Raw genomic sequence first — 19449 nt, 5'->3', positions numbered from 1 at the left:
TCCGTACGCGCCGCTTCGCTTGATAATACGTCGATTGCGACCATAAATCGAGCCTCGCGCCCGAACGACCACACAATGTCCAAAGGTTATCGAATCACAGCTTCCACCGGTATCCACAAAGGGGACCGGGACTACCAGCAAGACCAGGTCAACCTGTTCAGCCACTCGCGGATTCCCGGCTGCATGCTGGGCATCGTGGCTGACGGCATGGGAGGCCGCAGCGGCGGGCGCAAGGCTTCCGACCAGGTCATGCTGACCGCCAAGCAGCTCTTTGACCGCTATTCGCCGGAGAGCGATGACGCCCCCGCCATGCTCAAGCAGATCGTCGAGGAAGCGCACATCGTGATCAAGCTCACGGCGATCTCGGCCGAACAGGAGCCCCACAGCACGCTGGCGGCCTTCCTGATCAACCCGGGCGGCGACTGCCACTGGGTGCACACCGGCGACTCCCGCATCTACCACTACCAGGGCAGCAAGCTGGTTCACAGGACAGTGGACCATTCCTACGTGCAGACGCTGGTCGACAAGGGCGAGATCACCGAGGAGGAAGCCAACGTCCATCCCCAGTCCAACATCCTGATGGGCTGCCTGGGCACCGAAGACGCTCCGCCCATCACGCACCACTTCATCCCCCAGCTACGCCCGGAAGACGTGCTGCTGGCCTGCAGCGACGGCGTCTGGCACTACTTCAGCGCCAGCGAAATGGGCTCGGCCCTGTCCATGCTGTCACCGCGCGAAGCCACCGAGTTCCTGATCCAGAAAGCCCGTTCACGAGCACGCGGCGGCGGCGACAACCTCTCGCTGGTGATCGTCAAGCTCGAACCCTTGGCCCCTGAGCCACCGCCCCGCTTAGTCCTGGGGTAATGGCAGGGACTTGGCCGGCGGCTTGGTCTGCTTGAGCCGGTCGCTTTCGTGCTGGGCCTTGCGCTCCTGCGCTTCCTTCTGGCGGTCGGCGAATTTTTTAGCCTCCGCTGCCGCGGTGGCTTGCTTGTCAGCCTTCGTCTGGGATTTCTCCTGGCTGCCCTTGAGCCTGGCTGCGCTGGCATCGCTGTTACCCTGCTCACCGGCCTTGGCGGCGGCACGGTCCTCGTTCTTTTTCTTTTCCCGCTCCAGGCGTGACTGGTAGTCGCCTGCGGCTTTGGCCCGGCGGTCGGCGGCTTCCTGCTGGTTTTCGGGTGAAGCCTTTTCCTCGGTCTTGCGGATCTGCTCGGCACCGCGGTTGCGCCGCTCTTCATCATTGAGCAGGATTTCCTGGCGGCGCAGGTCGCCCATCACTTCGCGGCGGCGTTCGTTGACCTTGCCCAGGCAGCTGTTGACGGCGAATTTTTTATAGCACTCGGCGTCTTCAGCGAGGAAACCCGCTTCCAGGCGACTGCGTTCGGCGCTGATCCTGGCCCGCTCAGCATCGATGCTGCGGGGAGCCTCGGCGGGCGCGGCCGGCTGTTGCGCCGCGGGTTGCGCGCCCGCAAGCACGCCCAGGGTGGCGAGAAAGCATGCGGCGGCGAATTTTTTCATGTGAGGGTGGTATCCACGTTGCGGCGGTCAAGCGCCAGGAATTCCTTGGACTGCATTTCATTGAGCCGGGAGACGGTGCGGGGGAACTCGTGCACCAGCGGTCCCTCGGTGTACAACGCCTCGGGCGGAACTTCTGCCGACATGATGAGCTTGACCCGCCGGTCGTACAGCACATCCACCAGCCAGGTAAAGCGCCTGGCTTCGGAGGCCATTCGTAAGGGCATGTAAGGCACGTCACTCAAGAGCACGGTATGGAACTGGGTCGCGATCTCCAGGTAGTCATTTTGCGAACGCGGCCCGCCGCACAGCGTCTTGAAGTCGAACCAGACCACCCCGCCCGCCTTGCGCCTGGCCTGGATCTGCCTGGACTCGATCTGCAGCACCGGGTTTTCATCCTGGGATTCCGCCAGCGCATTGAAAGTTTCCGTCATTTCAGCGTCGGCCTGGGGGCCCAGCGGCGTGTGATAGAGCCTGGCCTGCTCCAGGGTACGCCTGCGGTAGTCGGTGCCGTTGTCGACGCTGAGGACCTCCAGATTCGCCTTGAGCAGCTCAATGGCCGGCAGCACGCGGTCCCGGTGCATGCCGTTGGGGTAGAGCTCGTCGGGGTGGAAGTTGGAGGTGGTGACAAAACCGACGCCGTTCTCGAACAGGGCCGAGAGCAGGCGATGAAGAATCATCGCATCGGTGATGTCGGCCACGTGGAACTCATCAAAGCAGATCAGCCGATAGCGTTTGGCAATGCGCCGGCCCAGCTCATCCAGCGGGTTGGCCGTGCCCTGCAGGTCTTGCAGTTCGCGGTGCACCTCGCGCATGAACTCGTGAAAATGCAGCCGGACCTTGCGCCGCAGCGGGACCGCCCCGAAAAAGCAGTCCATCAAAAAGCTTTTGCCGCGCCCGACACCCCCGTACATGTACACGCCGCGGGGAATGTCGGGCCGGTTGATCAGCTTCTTGAAGGCGTTGGAGCGCTGCTCCTTGAACTCGGCCCATTCAGAGGCGCAGCGTTCCAGCGCCTCGACGGCGCGCAGCTGCGCGGGGTCGCTGACGTAACCCCGCGCCGCCAGTTCAGCGTCATACGCCGCGCGTACCGGTTGAGTCACGGACTCCGTGCCCGCTGGATCAGAAATTCAGCGTGCGCTTGTCCACCGCCAGCGCGGCTTCCTTGGTCGCCTCGCTGAGCGACGGGTGCGCGTGGCAGATGCGCGCGATGTCCTCGCTGCTGGCGCGGAACTCCATGGCCACCACGCATTCGGCGATCAGCTCGCTGGCGAAAGGCCCGACGATGTGCACGCCCAGGATTTCGTCCGTGGCGGCATCGGCCAGCATCTTGACCATGCCGGTGGTGTCGCCCAGCGCGCGCGCGCGGCCGTTGGCCATGAAAGGGAAGGTGCCGGCCTTGTAGGCGCGGCCGGCGGCCTTGAGCTGCTCTTCCGTCTGCCCCACCCAGGCGATCTCGGGGTTGGTGTAAATCACCCAGGGAATGGTGTTGAAGTTGACGTGGCCGTGCTGGCCGGCGATTCGCTCGGCAACGGCAACGCCCTCTTCCTCGGCCTTGTGCGCCAGCATGGGGCCGCGCACCACGTCGCCGATGGCCCAGACATTGGGCAGGTTGGTTTTACACGCGTCGTCGACCACCACCGCGCCGCGCTCGTCGAGCTTGAGGCCCACGGCTTCGGGTGCCAGCCCTATGGTGTTGGCCACGCGGCCGATGGAGACAATCAGCTTGTCGACTTCCAGCGTTTGCGCCTGTCCCTTGGCATCGACATAAGCGACCGACACGCCCTTCTTGGCAGACTTGACCTCGCCGACCTTGACGCCGAGCTCGATCTTCAGGCCTTGCTTGGTGAAAGCCTTGTGGGCTTCTTTGGCGATCTGTTGGTCCACCGCGCCCAGGAAGGTTGGCAGGCCTTCGAGCACCGTCACGTCGGCGCCCAGGCGGCGCCAGACCGAGCCCATTTCCAGGCCGATCACGCCGGAGCCGATCAGGCCCAGCTTCTTGGGCACGGCGCCTATGCGCAGTGCGCCGTCGTTGGAGAGGATGTTTTCCTCGTCAAACGGCGCGCCGGGCAAGGCGCGGGCATTCGAGCCCGTGGCCACGATGATGTGCTTGCCGGCGATGGTTTCCTCGGCGGCGCCGGCGACCTTGATCTCATACAGGCCGTTCTTGGCCGCCGCAAAGGAACCGCGGCCGTGGAAGAAGGCGACCTTGTTTTTCTTGAACAGGTAGACGATACCGTCGTTGTTCTGCTTGACGACGGTGTCCTTGCGGCCCAGCATCTTGGCGACGTCCAGGCCCAGGCCCTTGACCTCAATACCGTGGTCGGCGAAGTGATGGCCGGCCTGCTCGTAGTGCTCGGACGACTGCAGCAGCGCCTTGGAGGGAATGCAGCCCACGTTGGTGCAGGTGCCGCCCAGGGCGGGACCGCCCTTGGCGTTTTTCCACTCGTCGATGCAGGCGGTGTTAAAACCCAGCTGCGCTGCGCGAATGGCGGCGATGTAGCCGCCAGGGCCGCCGCCGATGACGATCACGTCAAATTGTTTACTCATTTCAAATAGCTTTCTTTAATCAATTTTGCGATGGCAAAAAGGCTCTAGCTTGCAAATTTCAATGTCTTCACAGCGTCGGCGCCCGTAACCGGGTCAACTTCCTCGACAAGAAAATTCCATGTGCCCATCGTTCCGGCATAGGCTCCTGTCATCGTCGTGAAGTTGCTCACTCGCCCTGTGCTGAGTCGCACACGCACAAATTTCCGCTCATTTTTTGCAACGGTCACCGACACAGTATTGGCGTTCACCTTTGAGCCTGGATGGAAGGGTGGAAGCTTGACCGTAAAAGTATGGCTGCCCACGGACACAGGGACGATAGTGACGCTTCCAGCGGTCAGCGAGTCCTTGATGACCGTGTCATCAACCTCGCCCTGAAAGTACATTCCGCCCTTGTCCATTTCGCGGTAGATCACCAAGTGCTGCCCCTCGAAGGTGTTGCTCAAGGTTCCTACTGGTTTTCCCATGGGAATAGAAATGCATCCCGCAAGTAACCCGACGCTGAACAGAAGAGCAAGGGCGGCAAAAATTCGGGACAATTTCATGGTGACTCCACGGTGGCGACGATGAGCAGGCTGCCCGGTAAAGGCCGATTGCAATGGCAATCGGCCTTTTGCATCAAATATCAAATATCAAACAGCAGGCGGGCGGGGTCTTCCAGCGCTTCCTTCATCGCCACCAGGCCCAGCACGGCTTCACGGCCGTCCACGATGCGGTGGTCGTAACTCATGGCGAGGTAGTTCATCGGACGCACCACGATCTGGCCGTTTTCGACCACAGCGCGGTCCTTGGTGGCATGCACACCCAGGATGGCCGACTGGGGCGGGTTGATGATGGGGGTGGACAGCATGGAGCCGAACACACCGCCGTTGGAGATCGAGAAGGTGCCGCCGCTCATTTCTTCAATGCCCAGCTTGCCGTCGCGCGCCTTGGCGCCGTATTCGGCAATCTTCTTTTCGATGTCCGCAAAGCTCATCTGGTCGGCATTGCGCAGGATGGGTACCACCAGGCCGCGCGGCGAACCGACCGCGATACCGATGTCGAAATAGCCGTGGTAGACGATGTCATTGCCGTCGACCGAGGCGTTGAGCACGGGGTATTTCTTCAGGGCATGCACAGCCGCCTTGACGAAGAAGCTCATGAAGCCGATCTTCACGCCGTGCTCTTTCTCGAACTTTTCCTGGAAGCGCTTGCGCATTTCCATGACGGGGGCCATGTTGACTTCGTTGAAGGTGGTCAGGATGGCGTTGGTAGCCTGAGACTGCAGCAGACGCTCGGCAATGCGCGCGCGCAGGCGGCTCATGGGCACACGCTGCTCGGGGCGCTCGCCCAGGTCGGCGGGCTTGGCCGAAGCCGCGACCTGCGGCAAAGCCGTGGTCGGCGCGCCTGTGGGAATCGCGGCAGCGGCGGGCTTGGCGCCGCCGGCGGTCGCGCCCAGGACGTCGCCCTTGGTGACGCGGCCGTCCTTGCCGGTGCCCGGCACGGAGCCGGCGGCCAGGTTGTTGTCGGCCATCAGCTTGGCGGCGGCGGGCATGGCAACGCCGGCCATGGAGCCACCCGCCGCGGCGGGGGCGGCGGCGGGAGCCGGTGCCGAAGCTGCCGCGGCAGCCGGTGCGGCCGCCGCAGCGGCGGCGGGTGCACCAGCGCCCGCCTTGCCTTCGGTGTCAATTTTGGCGATCACCTGGTCGGACACCACGGTGCCGCCGTCGGCAACCACCAGCTCGGTCAGCACGCCGGCCGAAGGCGCGGGCACTTCGAGCACGACCTTGTCGGTTTCAATTTCGATCAGGATTTCATCGACGGCGATTGCTTCACCGACTTTTTTCTTCCACTGCAGCATGGTGGCCTCGGCCACGGACTCGGACAGCTGGGGGACTTTGACTTCTACGATAGCCATGTTGTTTCTTTCGTGTGCGTTCTTGTGTTCTGTATGGTGAAGTGGCCGGCCTTACTTGGACAGCACAAAGCCCTTGAGCTTGCCGAAGGCGCCGTCCACCAGCGCCTTTTGCTGCTCCTGGTGCAGGTGCGAGTAGCCCACGGCCGGCGACGCGGAGGCGGCACGGCCTGAGTAGCCCAGCTTCTGGCCATCGAGCATGTTTTCGTGGATGTAGTGCTGCACGAAGAACCAGGCGCCCTGGTTTTGCGGCTCGTCCTGGCACCACACGATGTCGGTGGCGTTCGGATAGCGCTTGAGTTCAGTGGCGAAGGCCTTGTGCGGGAAGGGATAGAGCTGCTCGACACGCAGGATGACGGTGTCGTCCGCGCCCTTTTCCTCGCGCTTCTTGGCCAGGTCGTAATAGACCTTGCCCGAGCAGGCGATGATGCGCTTGACCTTGTCGGCCTTCTTGTTGATCTCTTCCTTGTTCTCGGGGATCACGGTCTGGAAAGCGCCCTTGGTGAACTCGGACAGCGGCGAGGTCGCATCCTTGTTGCGCAGCAGCGACTTGGGCGTCATGATGACCAGCGGCTTGCGCAGGTTGCGCACCATCTGGCGGCGCAGCACATGGAAGATCTGGCTGGCCGTGGTGGGCTGCACCACCTGCATGTTGAGGTCGGCCGACAGCTGCATGAAGCGCTCCAGGCGCGCCGAGCTGTGCTCCGGACCCTGGCCCTCGTAGCCGTGCGGCAGCATCAGCGTGATGCCGTTGACGCGGCCCCACTTCACTTCGCCCGAGGCGATGAACTGGTCGATCACGACCTGCGCGCCGTTGGCGAAATCGCCGAACTGGGCTTCCCAGATCACCAGCGTGTTGGGGTCGTTGGAGGCGTAGCCGTATTCAAACGCCAGCACCGCCTCTTCGGACAGGATGGAGTCGATGACGACGAAGGGGGCCTGGTTGTCGGCCACGTTCTGCAGCGGCACATAGGTGCCGGTGTCGAATTTTTCGCGGTTCTGGTCGTGGATCACGGCATGGCGGTGCGTGAAAGTGCCGCGGCCGCAGTCTTCACCGGACAAGCGCACCGGGTAGCCGCTGGCCACCAGCGAGGCGAAAGCCATGTGCTCGCCCATGCCCCAGTCCACGGGGATGTCGCCGCGGCCCATGGCGGCGCGGTCGTCGTACACCTTCTTGACCAGCTGGTGCGGGGTCACGGTGGACGGGATGGCGGTGATCCTGTCGGCCAGGCGCTTCCACTCGGCCATGGGGATGGCGGTGTCGCCCGCGTCGGTCCACTTCTTGCCAAGGTATGGGGTCCAGTCGACCGCGTACTTGCTCTTGAAGTTGGTCAACACCGGGTCGAAGGTGCTTTTGCCGGCGTCCAGCGCCGCGCGCGTGGCCTTGACCAGGTCGTCGCCCAGCGTGTCGCCCATGCCCTGGGCCGCCAGCTTGTCGGCGTACAGCTTGCGCGTGCCGGGGTGCTGCGCGATCTTTTTGTACATCAGCGGCTGGGTCAGCGCGGGGGTGTCCTGCTCGTTGTGGCCCAGTTTGCGAAAGCAGATGATGTCGACCACAACATCCTTGTGGAACTCCATGCGGAACTCGAGCGCCAGCTGGGTGGCCAGCACGACGGCTTCGGGGTCGTCGCCGTTGACGTGCAGCACCGGTGCCTCGATCATCTTGACGACGTCGGAGCAGTACAGCGTCGAGCGGCTGTCGCGCGGGTCGCTGGTGGTGAAGCCGATCTGGTTGTTGATCACGATGTGCACCGTGCCACCCGTGAAGTAACCACGGGTTTCGGCCAGCGCCAGCGTTTCCATGACCACGCCCTGCCCCGCGAAAGCGGCATCGCCGTGCACCAGCACGGGCAGCACCTGCTTGCCTTGCGGGTCGGCGCGGCGGTCCATGCGGGCGCGCACGGAGCCTTCCACCACAGGGTTGACGATTTCCAGGTGCGAGGGGTTGAAGGCCAAGGTCAGGTGGACCGGGCCGCCGGGGGTGGTCACGTCCGAGCTGAAGCCCTGGTGGTATTTGACGTCGCCGCTGGGCAGGTCTTCGGGGGCGGTATGGTCGAATTCTGCGAACAGGTCGGCCGGGACCTTGCCCAGGGAGTTGACCAGCACGTTGAGGCGTCCGCGGTGCGCCATGCCAATCACGATTTCCTGCACGCCCTTGATGCCGCCCTGCTGGATCAGCTCATCCATGCTGGCGATAAAGCTTTCGCCGCCTTCCAGCGAGAAACGCTTCTGGCCGACGTATTTGGTGTGGAGGAAACGCTCCAGGCCTTCAGCAGCCGTCAGGCGGTCCAGGATGTGGAGCTTTTTTTCCTTGGCGAAATTGGGCTTGCTGCGGATCGATTCGAGCTTTTGCTGCCACCAGCGCTTGTGGTTCTGGTCGGTGGCGTACATGTATTCGGCGCCTATGGTGCCGCAATAGGTTTCGCGCAGCGCGTTCATGAGCTCGCGCAGGCTCATGGTGTCCTTGCCGAAGAAGGTGTTGCTGGTGTTGAACACGGTTTCCTGGTCGGCGTCGCTGAAGCCGTAGAACGAGGGCTCCAGTTCGGGAATCTTGTCGCGTTCGGCGCGCTTGAGCGGGTCCAGGTCGGCCCAGCGTGCGCCGACGTTGCGGTAGGCGGCGATCAGTTGCTGGACGGCCGTGCGCTTGCGGCCCATTTCGGAGTCGGCGCCGCTGGCGACCACGACCTTGGTCTGGCCTTGCTTGGCGCGCTCGGCGAAGGCATTGACGACCGGCAGGTGCGGAACGTCCTTGGCATTGCTGCCGTCCACGGCGGGAACATGCTGGAGTGCGTCGAAATACTCGCGCCAGTTGTCGGGCACGCTGCCGGGGTTGGCGAGGTAGTTTTCGTACATCTCTTCGACATAGGGCGCGTTGCCGCCGAAGAGGTAGGTATTGCCTTGATAGGCTGAATAGACGGACGATGCCGTCGGGCTGGAACTCATATCCGCTGACCTCCGTTTCCCTTAGGGAAACATTAGCTGGTTAAAGCTGGTTGATTAACCTTCCGCAACACGGCTGGACCGATTAGCGGATGCGACTGTGGCAGGAAGGGCCTTCAGAAACAACCCAGATTGTGCCACCGAACTGTGACAGCGGAAAGACCAGGCCATGCCCATTTCGAATAGGCCATGACTTTTACATGCCTCACATGCCCTCACACGCCGTCACATGCCCCGCATTGACAGCTGTTTGACAGATTGGGGCAAAAACTCAGGCAGCAAGGCCCGGGTCGCCGGCCACGCCCCGCAATTTTGGCGTGTTGGGCTTGACGGGCTTGATGACTTTTTGCGCCTTGAGGTAGCTCTCCACCACCTCCCAGGCCGGCGGGCCGGCGTTTTTGCTGGCCTCGGCCACCGGCGCCCAGCCAGCCACCTTGTAGGTCTTGCCGGCTTCGATGAGCTTGCCGCCCAGGCGCATGTCCTGGATGCGTTCGCCCATCTTGGCGCCAGGCTCGCAGGTGTAGGTCAGGCCGCCCACGCGCACCATGTCGCCGCCCTGCTGGTAATACGGATCGGGGTTGAACAGGTTGTCGCCCACGTCTTCCAGGATGGTCTTGATCATGTCGCCGCGCATGTCGGTCAGCGTGGTCCAGGGATAGCTGATGGCGGTCTGGTCCATCACATGCTCGCGCGTGATGGCCTGGCCGGGCAATAAAGAAGTGCCCCAGCGGAATCCCGGCGAGAACGCGATCTCGGCGCCGCGCACTTTCATGAGCGCATCGAGGATGAGCTGGTCGAAGCTGCCGTTGAAATTGCCGCGGCGGTAGAGCGTTCCTTCGGTCACAGCGAGCTTTTCCGCCAATTTGCCGGAATAAGGCGCCCTCACCTTCGCGATCAACTCGTTCATGGCCGCGTCCGCCGGCAACAGCTTGGCGAACACCGGCAGCAGCCGGTAGTTGAAGCTCGCCACCTTGCCGTCCTTCACGTCAAGGTCCAGCACGCCCAGGAACTTGCCGTTGCTGCCGGCATTGGTGACGATGGTCTGGCCGCCCGGGTTTTTGACGATGACGGGCACCGGCACGCCGTCGTGGGTGTGGCCGCCCAGGATCGCGTCTATGCCGCTCACGCGCGAAGCCATCTTGAGGTCCACGTCCATGCCGTTGTGGCTCAGCAGCACCACGGCCTGCGCCCCCTTGGCGCGCGCCTCGTTGACGGTCTCCTGCATCTCGCTTTCGCGTATGCCGAAGGTCCAGTTGGGCGTCAGCCAGCCCGGGTTGGCGATCGGCGTGTAGGGAAAGGCCTGGCCGACGATGGCCACCGGCACGCCGTTCATTTCCTTGATCACATAGGGCTTGAACACCGGATCGCCGAAGTCGCTGGTCTTGACGTTCTGCGCGATGAAGTCGATCTTGCCGGCGAAGTCCTGCTCGACGATTTTTTTGATGCGCTCCTCGCCATAGGTGAAGTCCCAATGGCCGGTCATCACGTCCACGCCTAGCAGCTTGGCCGCGTCCACCATGTCCTGGCCCTGCGTCCAGAGCGCCGTAGCGCTGCCCTGCCAGGTGTCGCCGCCGTCCAGCAGCAAGGCGCCGGGGCGCCCGGCCTTGAGCTGTTTGACGAGCGTGGCCAGGTGCGCAAAACCGCCCACCTTGCCGTACTGGCGCGCGGCCCGCTCGAAGTCGAGGAAAGTCAGCGCATGGGCCTGGGGCGTGCCCGACTTGAGGCCGGCCGCCTTGAGCAGATGCTCGCCCACCAGGTGCGGCGCCTGCCCGCGCATGGTGCCCACGCCCAGGTTGACGGAGGGTTCGCGGAAATAAATCGGCAGCAGTTGGGCATGGCAGTCGGTCATGTGCAGCAGGTGCACATTGCCGCTGCGCGGCAACTCGTACAGGCCCGCGGCCTGGGCGGCGCCGGCCTCGCGCTGCAGGGGGAAACCGGCGGCCAGGGCGGCCGCCATGACACTTGCGAATTCGCGGCGGGAGAGGTTCATGGCGTTGGTCATCCTGCCCGGCGCACCAGGCATGCTTTCAGGTTGCGGTCGACCCGGGCGCGCAAGCGCCGCGGATCACTTATTGACGGGTGAGTTCGGGTCCAGCAGCAATGCCATCACGTCGCGGATCTGCTGCTCGCTCAGGATGGACGCGTGGCCGAAGCGCGGCATGTCGGAGCAGGCGTTGTAGGCCTTGGCGTTCCAGAGCTTGCCCCAGGTGTAGTCCACGATAGGCTTGCTTTCGGGCGAAGCCGGGTTGCTCACGCCGCGCAGCTTGCCGTAGTTGTAAAGGCTGGGGCCTATGGAGCCGAAGGACAGCTCGGCCTTGCTGATCTGGTGGCAGTTGTAGCAGCTGCCGCCGTTGGCCTCGCCGGGTTTGTCGCTCCAGGTCAGGCCGCGGCCGTTCTGCGCGATTTTTTCGCCCTCGCTCCAGTTGCCCAGGTACTTGCCGTCCGAAGGCGGCTTCACGGTTTGCAGGTTGGCCTCTTCAATGGACTTGGCGAGTTTTTCGTCCAGCGGCTTGCCGGCTGCTTCCGAGCAGGCCTGGTTGGAGGCGTCCAGCGTCAGCCGGTCCATCTTGGCGATGCCCTGCTCGCGGAAGGAGCTTTTGAGCACCTGCTGCGTGGCTTCATCGACCTGCTGGGCCGTGGGCGCGGTGGCGCAACTGGACAGTAAAAAAGCGGCGAGTGCCAGGCCCGCCGCGGACAGCGCTGCTTGTGTGTAGGAGGTGTTCATGAGGATGTCCTGCCGGATTAACGTTTCAGGGCGGGCGCAATCGAAACGCCGCCCTTGCTGTTGACGCCCATGTACACGCCCAGGGCGATGGTGGCATCGGAGGCGTAGCCCGGGAAGGGAAAGCGCTGCTGCCGGTAGCAGTCGTTCAGGCGGCGCTGCATGCTCCACAGGTCGCCGCTGGAGACGCGATAGGCCGGCCAGGCGCCAAAGCCGTTGCCGGCGCCGGGCTGTTTGGTCAGGTTGGGCAGGTCCTGCAGGCGCACGCGCTTGTTGTCCTCGCCGTGGCAGGAGGCGCAGGAAAAGTCATAGGGGCCGCCGCGAAGGTAAAACACCTTCTTGCCGACTTCGTACATCAGCTTTTCCTTGGCATGCGACTGCGGCACATTGAAAGCCATGTCGCGCGACTCTGCCGAGATATAGGCCACCAGCGATTCAATCGATTTCTGCTCGCCCGCGCCAAAGGGGGTCTTGGCGATCTCGGCGGCGCTAAAGCCCTGCAGTTGCTCCATGCAGGTCAGCAGGCGCGACTCCAGGTCCTGCACACGCTGGGTGTCGGCGAAGAAACGCGGCAGCTCGACAAAAGCGCCCTTGACCACGCCCGGCCCTTTGCCGAGGTCGCATTTTTCCAGCGAGGCGTTTTTCGGGCCGCGCGCCTGTTTCCAGAGAGCCTCGCCCTTGGCCTCGTAGAGCTCGGCCGGGTTGCCGTCAGCCAGCATGGCGCGGTATTCGGCAATGCCTTCGGCCGTGCTCTTCTGCGCCGCCGCCGGCAGCGGCAAGGCGGATAGGGCGGCCAGGGCCGCCAGCCCAAACAGGCTCAATTTCATCGTGCTCTCTCCTCAAATATCGTTGTGGGCGGCCGGGGCCGCGGCGCGAAAACCGGTGGGAACCTCAGGAAATGACGGCCTCGTCGGTGCGCTTGTCGCCGTGGTTGTCGGTCCAGCTGACCGCGATCTTGTCGCCGGCCTTGCCGCCCTTGAAGCTGAACTGCACAAAGGGGTTTTTGGACACGGCCGTGCCCCATTGGGCGCTCATGACGGTCTTGCCGTTCCAGGTGGCGCTGATGTTCTGGATGAACCAGGCCGGCACGGTCTTGCCGGCGGCATCCTTGCGCTGGCCGCTTTCCATTTCATGGCTCACGAGCACGCGCACCGTGGTTTTATCGCCTTGGGCCTGAGCCCGGATTCGCATGGGATCTGACATTTTTTTCTCCTGATTTCAAGCTGGGGTGAAGACGGGGTCGGCGCGAATCAACCGCCGCAACCGCCCAAAGTGACTTTCACTTCCTTCACCGCATAGAAGTACTTGTCGCCGGCCTTGGCCAGCGCGTAGACATTGGAGGACTGGCCCATCTTGATATTGGTCGAGACATTGGCGTCGGTGCCGGCCGGAATCTCGAACATGGCGGCCAGCGCGCTGGGGTTCTTTTCGACGACCAGCGCGATCTGCGTGGTGCCCGCGATATTGCTCTGTGCGCCGACGCGCACCACGTTGCCGTTTTCGGCGATTTCGGGCGCCTGGAGCAGCAGGTCCTTGCTTTCGACAGGCGCGCTGGTGGCGCCCATGGCCTTGGCCGCGTCGGCCAGGGATTTGCTCTCAAAAGCGGCCTTGTTCCAGCCCGGCGCGTTTTGCGCGTAGGCCGGGCTCAGGCCCGAAGCGGCTGCCAGCGCCAGTGCCGTGGCACCGGAACCGCTGGCCAAAAAATCACGACGTTCCATGGTTGAACTCCTCTTTTATATAACTTGAATGTCTTAAAAACTTAGCCCGATTGGACACCAAAAACCCAAAAATCCGGGAGGGTACTTCTCCCAAGCATGCCTCAAAAAAAAACGCTGCCGGCCTGCGCACCTACTTCGCCGCGCCCTGCGCCAGCCATTGGGAAATCTGCGCCAACTCCGCCGCGCTCAAAGCCTGCGGGGGCATCGGAATCGCACCCCAGACGCCCTGCCCGCCCGCCTTGATTTTGCCCGAGAGGTAATTCACCGCGTCAGCACGGTCCTTATATTTGTTGGCTATATCCTTGAAGGACGGCCCCACCAGTTTGTTGTCCATGCCGTGGCAGGCCACGCAGGTATTTTTCTGCAGCAGCGGCATCACCGACGCGGCGCCGGAGGCGGCCGTCTTCACCACGGCAGCCACCGGAATCCCGGCGGGCGCGCGCTCCGCCTGCGCCACGGCGCTGCCCGATTGTGCCGCCGCGGCCGAAGCCGGCCGTGTCGTGTCCACCCCACGGCTTTCGCCCACCCCGCGGGACTGCTCGGCCAGGTTGCCATGGGCGTTGCGCGCATAGTCGGGCAAAAAGCTTTTGACCACCACTTCAGCCTTGCAGTTCACCATGCAGTTCGAGCCCTGCACATCGGGCCTGGCCGTGCCGCCCAGTTCCTTGCCCGGCCACATCGCGTGCGCGGTGGTCATGCCTTTGCGATTGGGCAGGCGGTCCTGCACCTCACGGATGTTGGCGTCCGACAGCGTGAAGTCTTCCGGCAGCACATTGCCCAGGAACAGGATGTAGGCCGTCGCGGCATAGACCTCGTCGGGTGTCAGCGTCTTGGGCGCGGTCCAGGGCATGGCGCGGTTGATGTAGTCCCACAACGTCGACAGCGTCGACACCTTCATCAGCGTGGTGCGGTTGGGCTGGTTGGCGCCCGGCATCAGGCCGTCGACCCGGCCGCTTTTCACGTCCTGCGCCGTGGTGCCGCCGGCAATCGGCGTGAACACTTCGGACGACTCGGCAAAACTGCCGTGGCAGGAAGCACATTGCGCTTCCCATAAAACTTCACCCTGGCGCACCGAGCCCTGCCCCTTGGGCAGGCCCTTGAAATCGGGGCGCACGTCGATGTCCCAGGCCTTCACTTCGGCGGGCGTGGCGGTCCGGCCGATATTGGCCAGCGCCGCCTGTCGCGCGGCGGCTTGCGTTTGCGCGAATGCCGTGCCCATGGTGCCGAGGCAGGCGAGCACCAGCAACGAGCACCGGACACGTTTAAACCTGGACATTTTTCACCTCGCCGTTTTCTTCCAGCGCCCACGACTGGATGGCGTTGTTGTGATAGATGCTGCGCGAGGCGCGCACCTTGCGCAATTCGTTGTAGCTCGGCTGGATCTGCCCGGTTTCGTCCACCGCGCGGCTCTGGAAAATCGCCGGTTTGCCGTCCCAGACGAAGTCGGCGTTAAAACGCGTGAGGCACTTGGCCAGCACCGGCCCTTCGAGCCGCGCCTGCGTCCAGTTGCGGCCGCCGTCGACCGAAACATCGACCCGGCGTATCTTGCCGCGACCGCTCCAGGCCAGGCCCGTGATGTTGTGAAAGCCTTTTTGCAGCAGCACCTGGCCGCCGCTGGGCGAGGTCACCACGCTTTTGACTTCCTGGATGCTGGTGTACTGCCGGTGCAGGCCGCTGGGCTGCAGGTCCACATAGTGGATGGTTTCGTCCTTGGCGCCGTAGGGCATGTCGCCCACTTCGATGCGGCGCAGGTATTTGACCCAGCTCACGCCCTGCACGCCGGGCACGATGAGCCGCAGGGGGTAGCCGTTTTCGGGCCGCAGCATTTCGCCGTTTTGCCCGTAGGCGACCAGCACCTCACCGCTCATCACCAGGCTCATGGGAATGGTGCGCGTCATGCCCGAGCCGTCGGCGCCTTCCGCCAGGATGAATTTGGCGCGCTTGAGGTCGGCGCCGCAAAGCTCCAGCAGGGTGCGCAGTGGCACGCCGGTGAACTCGCTGCAACTGAGCATGCCATGGGTGTACTGCACCGTCGGCACCGCCGCATTGCCCCACTCCATGCCGGTGTTGGCCCCGCATTCGATGAAATGCATGCGGCTCACGCTGGGCAGCCGCATCAGCTCGTCCATGTTGAAGACCATGGGGCGCTTGAGCATGGCCTCGTCGGAGCCGTTGAGCATCAGCCGGTGCTTGGAAGGGTCTATGTCCCACCAACCCTGGTGGTGGCGCTCAAAGTGCAGGCCGCTGGGCGTGATGATGCCGAACAGGCCCTGCAAGGGGCAAAAACTCACGCTGGCCTGGCTCACGCGCGTCAGGCCCGGGCTTTCGCGGCGCTGCAGGTTTTTCTCGAACTCGCTGGGCAGGCCGTAGCCGCGGGCCGCCACCGGCTGGCCCAGGCCTTTGCTGTGTGGCGGAAGGTTCAGGATTTCAGGTTCACCGTCAGCAGGCGTCGCCGCGCCCTGCGCGACGGCCCGGCCCGCGGCCACCGTGCCGGCCGCCGCGGCAAAGGCGCCGGCCAGAAAGCCGCGGCGCCCTGCCCGCACTTCTTGTATCTGCTCGCGCGAAAGAAAGTTTTCGGGCGCGCGCTGTAGGAATCGGTTCAGCATGGGTGGCGTCTTTCGGTTCAGGCGTCCTGCAGGCCGGGGCGCGGCGACAGGCTTTGCCCCGGCGGCAGCGCGCCCGGCTCGTCCAGTTCGATGGCGATCTGGGTGCAGACGCTGCGGCACAGCGCCACGGCTTTTTCGCTTTGCACCCGGTAAATCACCTGGGTGCCTTCCCTGCGCTTGGCCAGCACACCGGTGCGATAAAGCACCGCCAGGTGCTGGGAGAGATTGGGCTGGGTGGTATCGATCTCGGCCAGCAACTCGTTGACGGATTTTTCGCGTTCGCACAGGGCGCTCAGCACGCGCAAACGCATGGGCGTTGCGAGCACGGCGAACAGCTCGGCGGCCAGCTCAAATACCCGGCCCCGTTCCACCTGGGCACTGGTCTGAATCATCTCATCCATAGCGACTTCTTCTTAATATAAGCAATGACTAATATTATTCCGACAAACCAGGGAGGTGTCCCCCGTAAATACCCTTGGCCGCCCCTGAAACTGGTGAATATCACCAAGTCGGTGCCAAAGCCCGAAAAAGGTGTTGCCGCGCCGCACTTCCGCCCTCTGTAGCAGGTGTAATAAACCCCTGAAAGTCATTCCCGCGTGATATAAAACTTTTGTTGCTTACGGGTTGTTACCTGAGACCTTTATAAAATAATACTTATGTATTCAAAAACCAAACTTTTCTCGGGCGGGATCATCATTCTTCTTGCTACCCTGGCCAACGGCCTGGCGCATGCGGAAGTCGACGCGCTGGTCAGCAATGCCCGCACCCTGCTGGACCAAAGCCAGGCGCAAAAAGCCTTCGACCTGCTGGAGCCGCAAGAGGCGGCGCGCGCGGGCGACCCGGACTTCGACACCGTACTGGGCATCGCCGCCAACGAGACCGGCCAGTACACCCGCGCGGTATTCGCCCTAGAACGCGTGCTGGCCGTGCAGCCCAGCAACTCCCGGGCACGCGCCGAACTCGGCCGCGCGCTGTTCTCCGTCGGTGACACCAAGGCCTCCCGGCAAGTGCTGCTGGAAACCAAGCAGGACAACATCCCGGCCGAAGCCGCCGCCACCATCGACCAGTTCCTGCAGGCCATTGACCGCACCGAAGAAGCCGCCCGCTCGTCGGTCAAGCCCTTCCTGGAAGCCAGCATTGGCTACGACACCAACATCAACAGCGGCCCCGGCAACCCGAACGTGGCCGTACCCGCTTTTGGCGGCCTGATCTTCACGCTCAATCCCGCCGGCGTCGAAACCAAGGACGCGTTCATGAGCCTGGGCGGTGGCCTGTCGGCCCGCTACGTGGTCGACCCGCGCTGGTCGCTGATCGGCAACGTCTACGGTAACGGGCGCGTCAACGCCAAGTACAACGACTTCAACACCGGCCAGGTCGATGTCAATTTCGGCGCCAGCTACCGCTACGACAAACACGAGTTCTCGGGCGTGGTGCAGGCCGGGACCTACACCGTGGCCGGCTCGCGCGCCCGCGACCAGCAGGGCCTGGTCGGTGAATGGACCTACCGCATCGACGGCTTTCGCCAGTGGAGCACCTACATCCAGTGGGGCGACCTGAGTTACCCCGGCCAGTCGCTGCGCGACGCGACCCGCACGGTGGTCGGGACCTCCTATGCCCACGCCTTCCGCGACAGCAACATCGTGGTCTTCGCGGGCGGCTATATCGGCACGGAAAAGGAGCGCGCCGCGGGCGTTCCGCACCTGGGCCATGACCTCGTCGGCCTGCGCACCGGCATCCAGAAAACGCTTTCGGACACGCTGGCGCTGTTCGGCAGCCTTGCTTACGAAGACCGCAAATACGGCGGCGCCGATCCGCTCTTCCTCGTCACCCGCCATGACAAGCAGTGGAACCTGAACATGGGCCTGAACTGGGTGCCCGCCAAACTGTGGCGCGTCACGCCCCAACTGGCCCTGACCTCGGTGAAATCCAACGTCGCGATTTCCGACTACAAGCGCAGCCTGTTCTCGGTCACGGTACGCCGCGACTTCTGAACCCGCGATGCCGACTGAACATGCTCGCCCCTGCCCAGACAGCCCCATGAAAACCCGGCGGGAATTCCCCCTCAAACGCGCCGCCCTGTCGGTCGTGGTTGCGGCGGCCTTCCCCGCGCAATCCTTTGCCGCCGGCTCGGCCGGTGTGGCCCAGTTCATCGCCGGCGACGTCAACGTGCTGCGCGCCAGCGGCAAGGCCGAGCCCCTGGCCAAGGGCAAGCCGCTGGAGAGCGGCGAATCCATCCTGACGGGCGCCGCCGGCCGCGCCCAGGTCCGGTTTTCCGACGGCGGCCTGGTATCCCTGCAGCCCAACACCGAATTCAAGATCGCCAACTATGTCGACGAGGCCGACCCCAAGCAGGACCGTTTCCTGGTCGACCTGCTGCGCGGCAGCATGCGGGCCATCACCGGCCTGATCGGCAAGCGCAACCGCGAGAACTACAAGGTCACCACCACCACCGCCACCATAGGCATACGCGGCTCCGGTTTCAGCGTGGGCTACAACCCCGATGGATCCCTGGGCATCACGACCGAGCTGGACGCCATCGAGGTCTGCAACGCCGGCGGCTGCGTGGGCCTGACGGCCGGTGAGTCGGTGCGGGTCATCAACAGTTCCGAAGCGCCGGTGCGCACCAACGTGCGGGCCAATGTGCCGACGCCGCCGCCCACCCAGGAGGTGGTCGTTGCGGGCAACCAGACAACGTCGGACGGCAAACCCGCCATCGTCCCGCCCGCGCCGGCGCCCGTCAAGCAGGTGTTCACCGACCTGGCCGCCGCTGTCGCATTCACCGACCCCGCAGCGTCCAGCTCGGTGGTCGAAAGCTACTACCCCGAGGCCGGCATCGCCGTGCTGACCAGCTTCCTGAGCGGCAAGCCGATCGACTTCGACAGCCTGGACAGCCGCAATGTCCTGACCCAGTTCCGCAGCACGCCCGGCCTCACCACCATGGAAAAAGGCGCGCTGGGCGTGCCGTCCGATCCCGACTTCGTCGGCTGGGGCAGTTGGGTGACGGGGCAAAAAATCGTGGCGGGCTCGACCACCGCGATTGAATCCGTTCATTTTGTGATGGGCCGGCCGACGCCGACGGCCCAGATGCCGGCCGACAACATGCAGGGCACTTACCAGCTGGCCGGCGGCACCGCTTTCTCCAGCCTGCTGGGCGCGGGCCAGCTCGTCAGCGGTTCGCTGGTCGCCAACTTCGGCGTCTACAGCCCGGGCCAGGGCTATGGCAGTCTGGATCTCACCACGCGCTTCGGCGGCAACGACTACGGCATCAGCAGCAACGTCAACATCAACAACTCGAAAATCACCAACACCTCGGGCACCAATGTCACCGGCTTTTTCACCGGTAACAATGCCAGCCGCGCCGCGCTGGTCTACAGCGCGCCGTCGGTGACCGGCACAGGCCCCAGCACCGGCCAGGTTTCGGGCGCTGCCGTTTTCCAGCAGACCAACCTGGTCCTGAGACCGCCCCTCTAAGCAAGGCAAGGCCGCCCCGTAGCCCCCATACCAGCCCAG

At 63.9% G+C, this 19449-nt stretch carries 17 protein-coding genes; 3 read left to right on the top strand and 14 right to left on the bottom strand.

Features of this window, described 5'->3' with window-relative positions; translation table 11 throughout:
• Window positions 1-75 precede the first annotated feature (75 nt).
• On the top strand, window positions 76-864 hold the full coding sequence (locus BLQ85_RS00170) for a PP2C family protein-serine/threonine phosphatase (RefSeq protein ID WP_074574071.1): 789 nt from the start codon (window positions 76-78) through the stop codon (window positions 862-864).
• Here the strand turns inward: BLQ85_RS00170 and BLQ85_RS00165 are convergent.
• The 14 genes from BLQ85_RS00165 to BLQ85_RS00100 all read right to left on the bottom strand — a co-directional run bounded on the left by BLQ85_RS00165 (window position 850) and on the right by BLQ85_RS00100 (window position 16340).
• Entirely contained in the window at window positions 850-1515 is a 666-nt protein-coding gene (locus tag BLQ85_RS00165; protein WP_074574070.1) for a hypothetical protein, read from the bottom strand. The two genes, BLQ85_RS00170 and BLQ85_RS00165, sit on opposite strands and share 15 nt — an antisense overlap.
• Entirely contained in the window at window positions 1512-2615 is a 1104-nt protein-coding gene (gene zapE / locus BLQ85_RS00160) for a cell division protein ZapE (protein WP_074574069.1), read from the bottom strand. Before zapE ends, BLQ85_RS00165 begins: the two co-directional genes overlap by 4 nt.
• A gap of 19 nt (window positions 2616-2634) precedes the next feature.
• Entirely contained in the window at window positions 2635-4062 is a 1428-nt protein-coding gene (lpdA, locus tag BLQ85_RS00155; RefSeq protein WP_074574068.1) for a dihydrolipoyl dehydrogenase, read from the bottom strand.
• 44 nt (window positions 4063-4106) lie between these two features.
• The gene (locus BLQ85_RS00150) at window positions 4107-4604 is read right to left on the bottom strand and encodes a hypothetical protein (protein ID WP_139200837.1); all 498 of its coding nucleotides are present in this window, start codon (window positions 4602-4604) and stop codon (window positions 4107-4109) included.
• Window positions 4605-4684: 80 nt separating this feature from the next.
• Window positions 4685-5956, bottom strand: a complete 1272-nt coding sequence (gene odhB / locus BLQ85_RS00145; protein ID WP_074574066.1) for a 2-oxoglutarate dehydrogenase complex dihydrolipoyllysine-residue succinyltransferase — start codon at window positions 5954-5956, stop codon at window positions 4685-4687.
• A gap of 51 nt (window positions 5957-6007) precedes the next feature.
• Window positions 6008-8896 (bottom strand): 2-oxoglutarate dehydrogenase E1 component, encoded by a 2889-nt coding sequence (locus BLQ85_RS00140; protein ID WP_007871164.1) that lies wholly within the window; start codon window positions 8894-8896, stop codon window positions 6008-6010.
• A gap of 268 nt (window positions 8897-9164) precedes the next feature.
• Window positions 9165-10883 carry a thiosulfohydrolase SoxB gene (gene soxB / locus BLQ85_RS00135; protein WP_074575068.1) on the bottom strand — a complete coding sequence of 573 codons (1719 nt, stop codon included), beginning with the start codon at window positions 10881-10883 and terminating at the stop codon, window positions 9165-9167.
• 75 nt (window positions 10884-10958) lie between these two features.
• Window positions 10959-11618 (bottom strand): sulfur oxidation c-type cytochrome SoxX, encoded by a 660-nt coding sequence (soxX, locus tag BLQ85_RS00130; RefSeq protein ID WP_074574065.1) that lies wholly within the window; start codon window positions 11616-11618, stop codon window positions 10959-10961.
• Window positions 11619-11635: 17 nt separating this feature from the next.
• Window positions 11636-12442: a sulfur oxidation c-type cytochrome SoxA gene (soxA, locus tag BLQ85_RS00125; RefSeq protein ID WP_074574064.1), complete on the bottom strand. Its 807-nt coding sequence runs from the start codon at window positions 12440-12442 to the stop codon at window positions 11636-11638.
• 64 nt (window positions 12443-12506) lie between these two features.
• Window positions 12507-12818 (bottom strand): thiosulfate oxidation carrier complex protein SoxZ, encoded by a 312-nt coding sequence (gene soxZ / locus BLQ85_RS00120; RefSeq protein ID WP_007871154.1) that lies wholly within the window; start codon window positions 12816-12818, stop codon window positions 12507-12509.
• Between the two features lie 47 nt (window positions 12819-12865).
• Complete coding sequence (gene soxY, locus BLQ85_RS00115) at window positions 12866-13333, bottom strand: thiosulfate oxidation carrier protein SoxY (protein WP_074574063.1); 468 nt, start codon at window positions 13331-13333, stop codon at window positions 12866-12868.
• Between the two features lie 130 nt (window positions 13334-13463).
• Entirely contained in the window at window positions 13464-14609 is a 1146-nt protein-coding gene (locus tag BLQ85_RS00110; protein ID WP_074574062.1) for a c-type cytochrome, read from the bottom strand.
• The gene (soxC, locus tag BLQ85_RS00105) at window positions 14596-15939 is read right to left on the bottom strand and encodes a sulfite dehydrogenase (protein WP_074574061.1); all 1344 of its coding nucleotides are present in this window, start codon (window positions 15937-15939) and stop codon (window positions 14596-14598) included. Before soxC ends, BLQ85_RS00110 begins: the two co-directional genes overlap by 14 nt.
• 17 nt (window positions 15940-15956) lie before the next feature.
• Window positions 15957-16340 (bottom strand): ArsR/SmtB family transcription factor, encoded by a 384-nt coding sequence (locus tag BLQ85_RS00100; RefSeq protein WP_074574060.1) that lies wholly within the window; start codon window positions 16338-16340, stop codon window positions 15957-15959.
• Window positions 16341-16595: 255 nt separating this feature from the next.
• Here BLQ85_RS00100 and BLQ85_RS00095 point away from each other — a divergent pair, with 255 nt between their 5' ends.
• Window positions 16596-17930 (top strand): surface lipoprotein assembly modifier, encoded by a 1335-nt coding sequence (locus BLQ85_RS00095; protein WP_074574059.1) that lies wholly within the window; start codon window positions 16596-16598, stop codon window positions 17928-17930.
• 46 nt (window positions 17931-17976) lie between these two features.
• Complete coding sequence (locus BLQ85_RS00090; protein WP_074574058.1) at window positions 17977-19410, top strand: FecR family protein; 1434 nt, start codon at window positions 17977-17979, stop codon at window positions 19408-19410.
• Window positions 19411-19449 lie beyond the last annotated feature (39 nt).

It is taken from the genome of Polaromonas sp. JS666 (assembly GCF_900103405.1).
Classification (GTDB): domain Bacteria; phylum Pseudomonadota; class Gammaproteobacteria; order Burkholderiales; family Burkholderiaceae_C; genus Polaromonas.
Note: the sequence above shows the minus strand (reverse complement) of the source record. Positions and strands in the feature narration are given on the sequence as shown.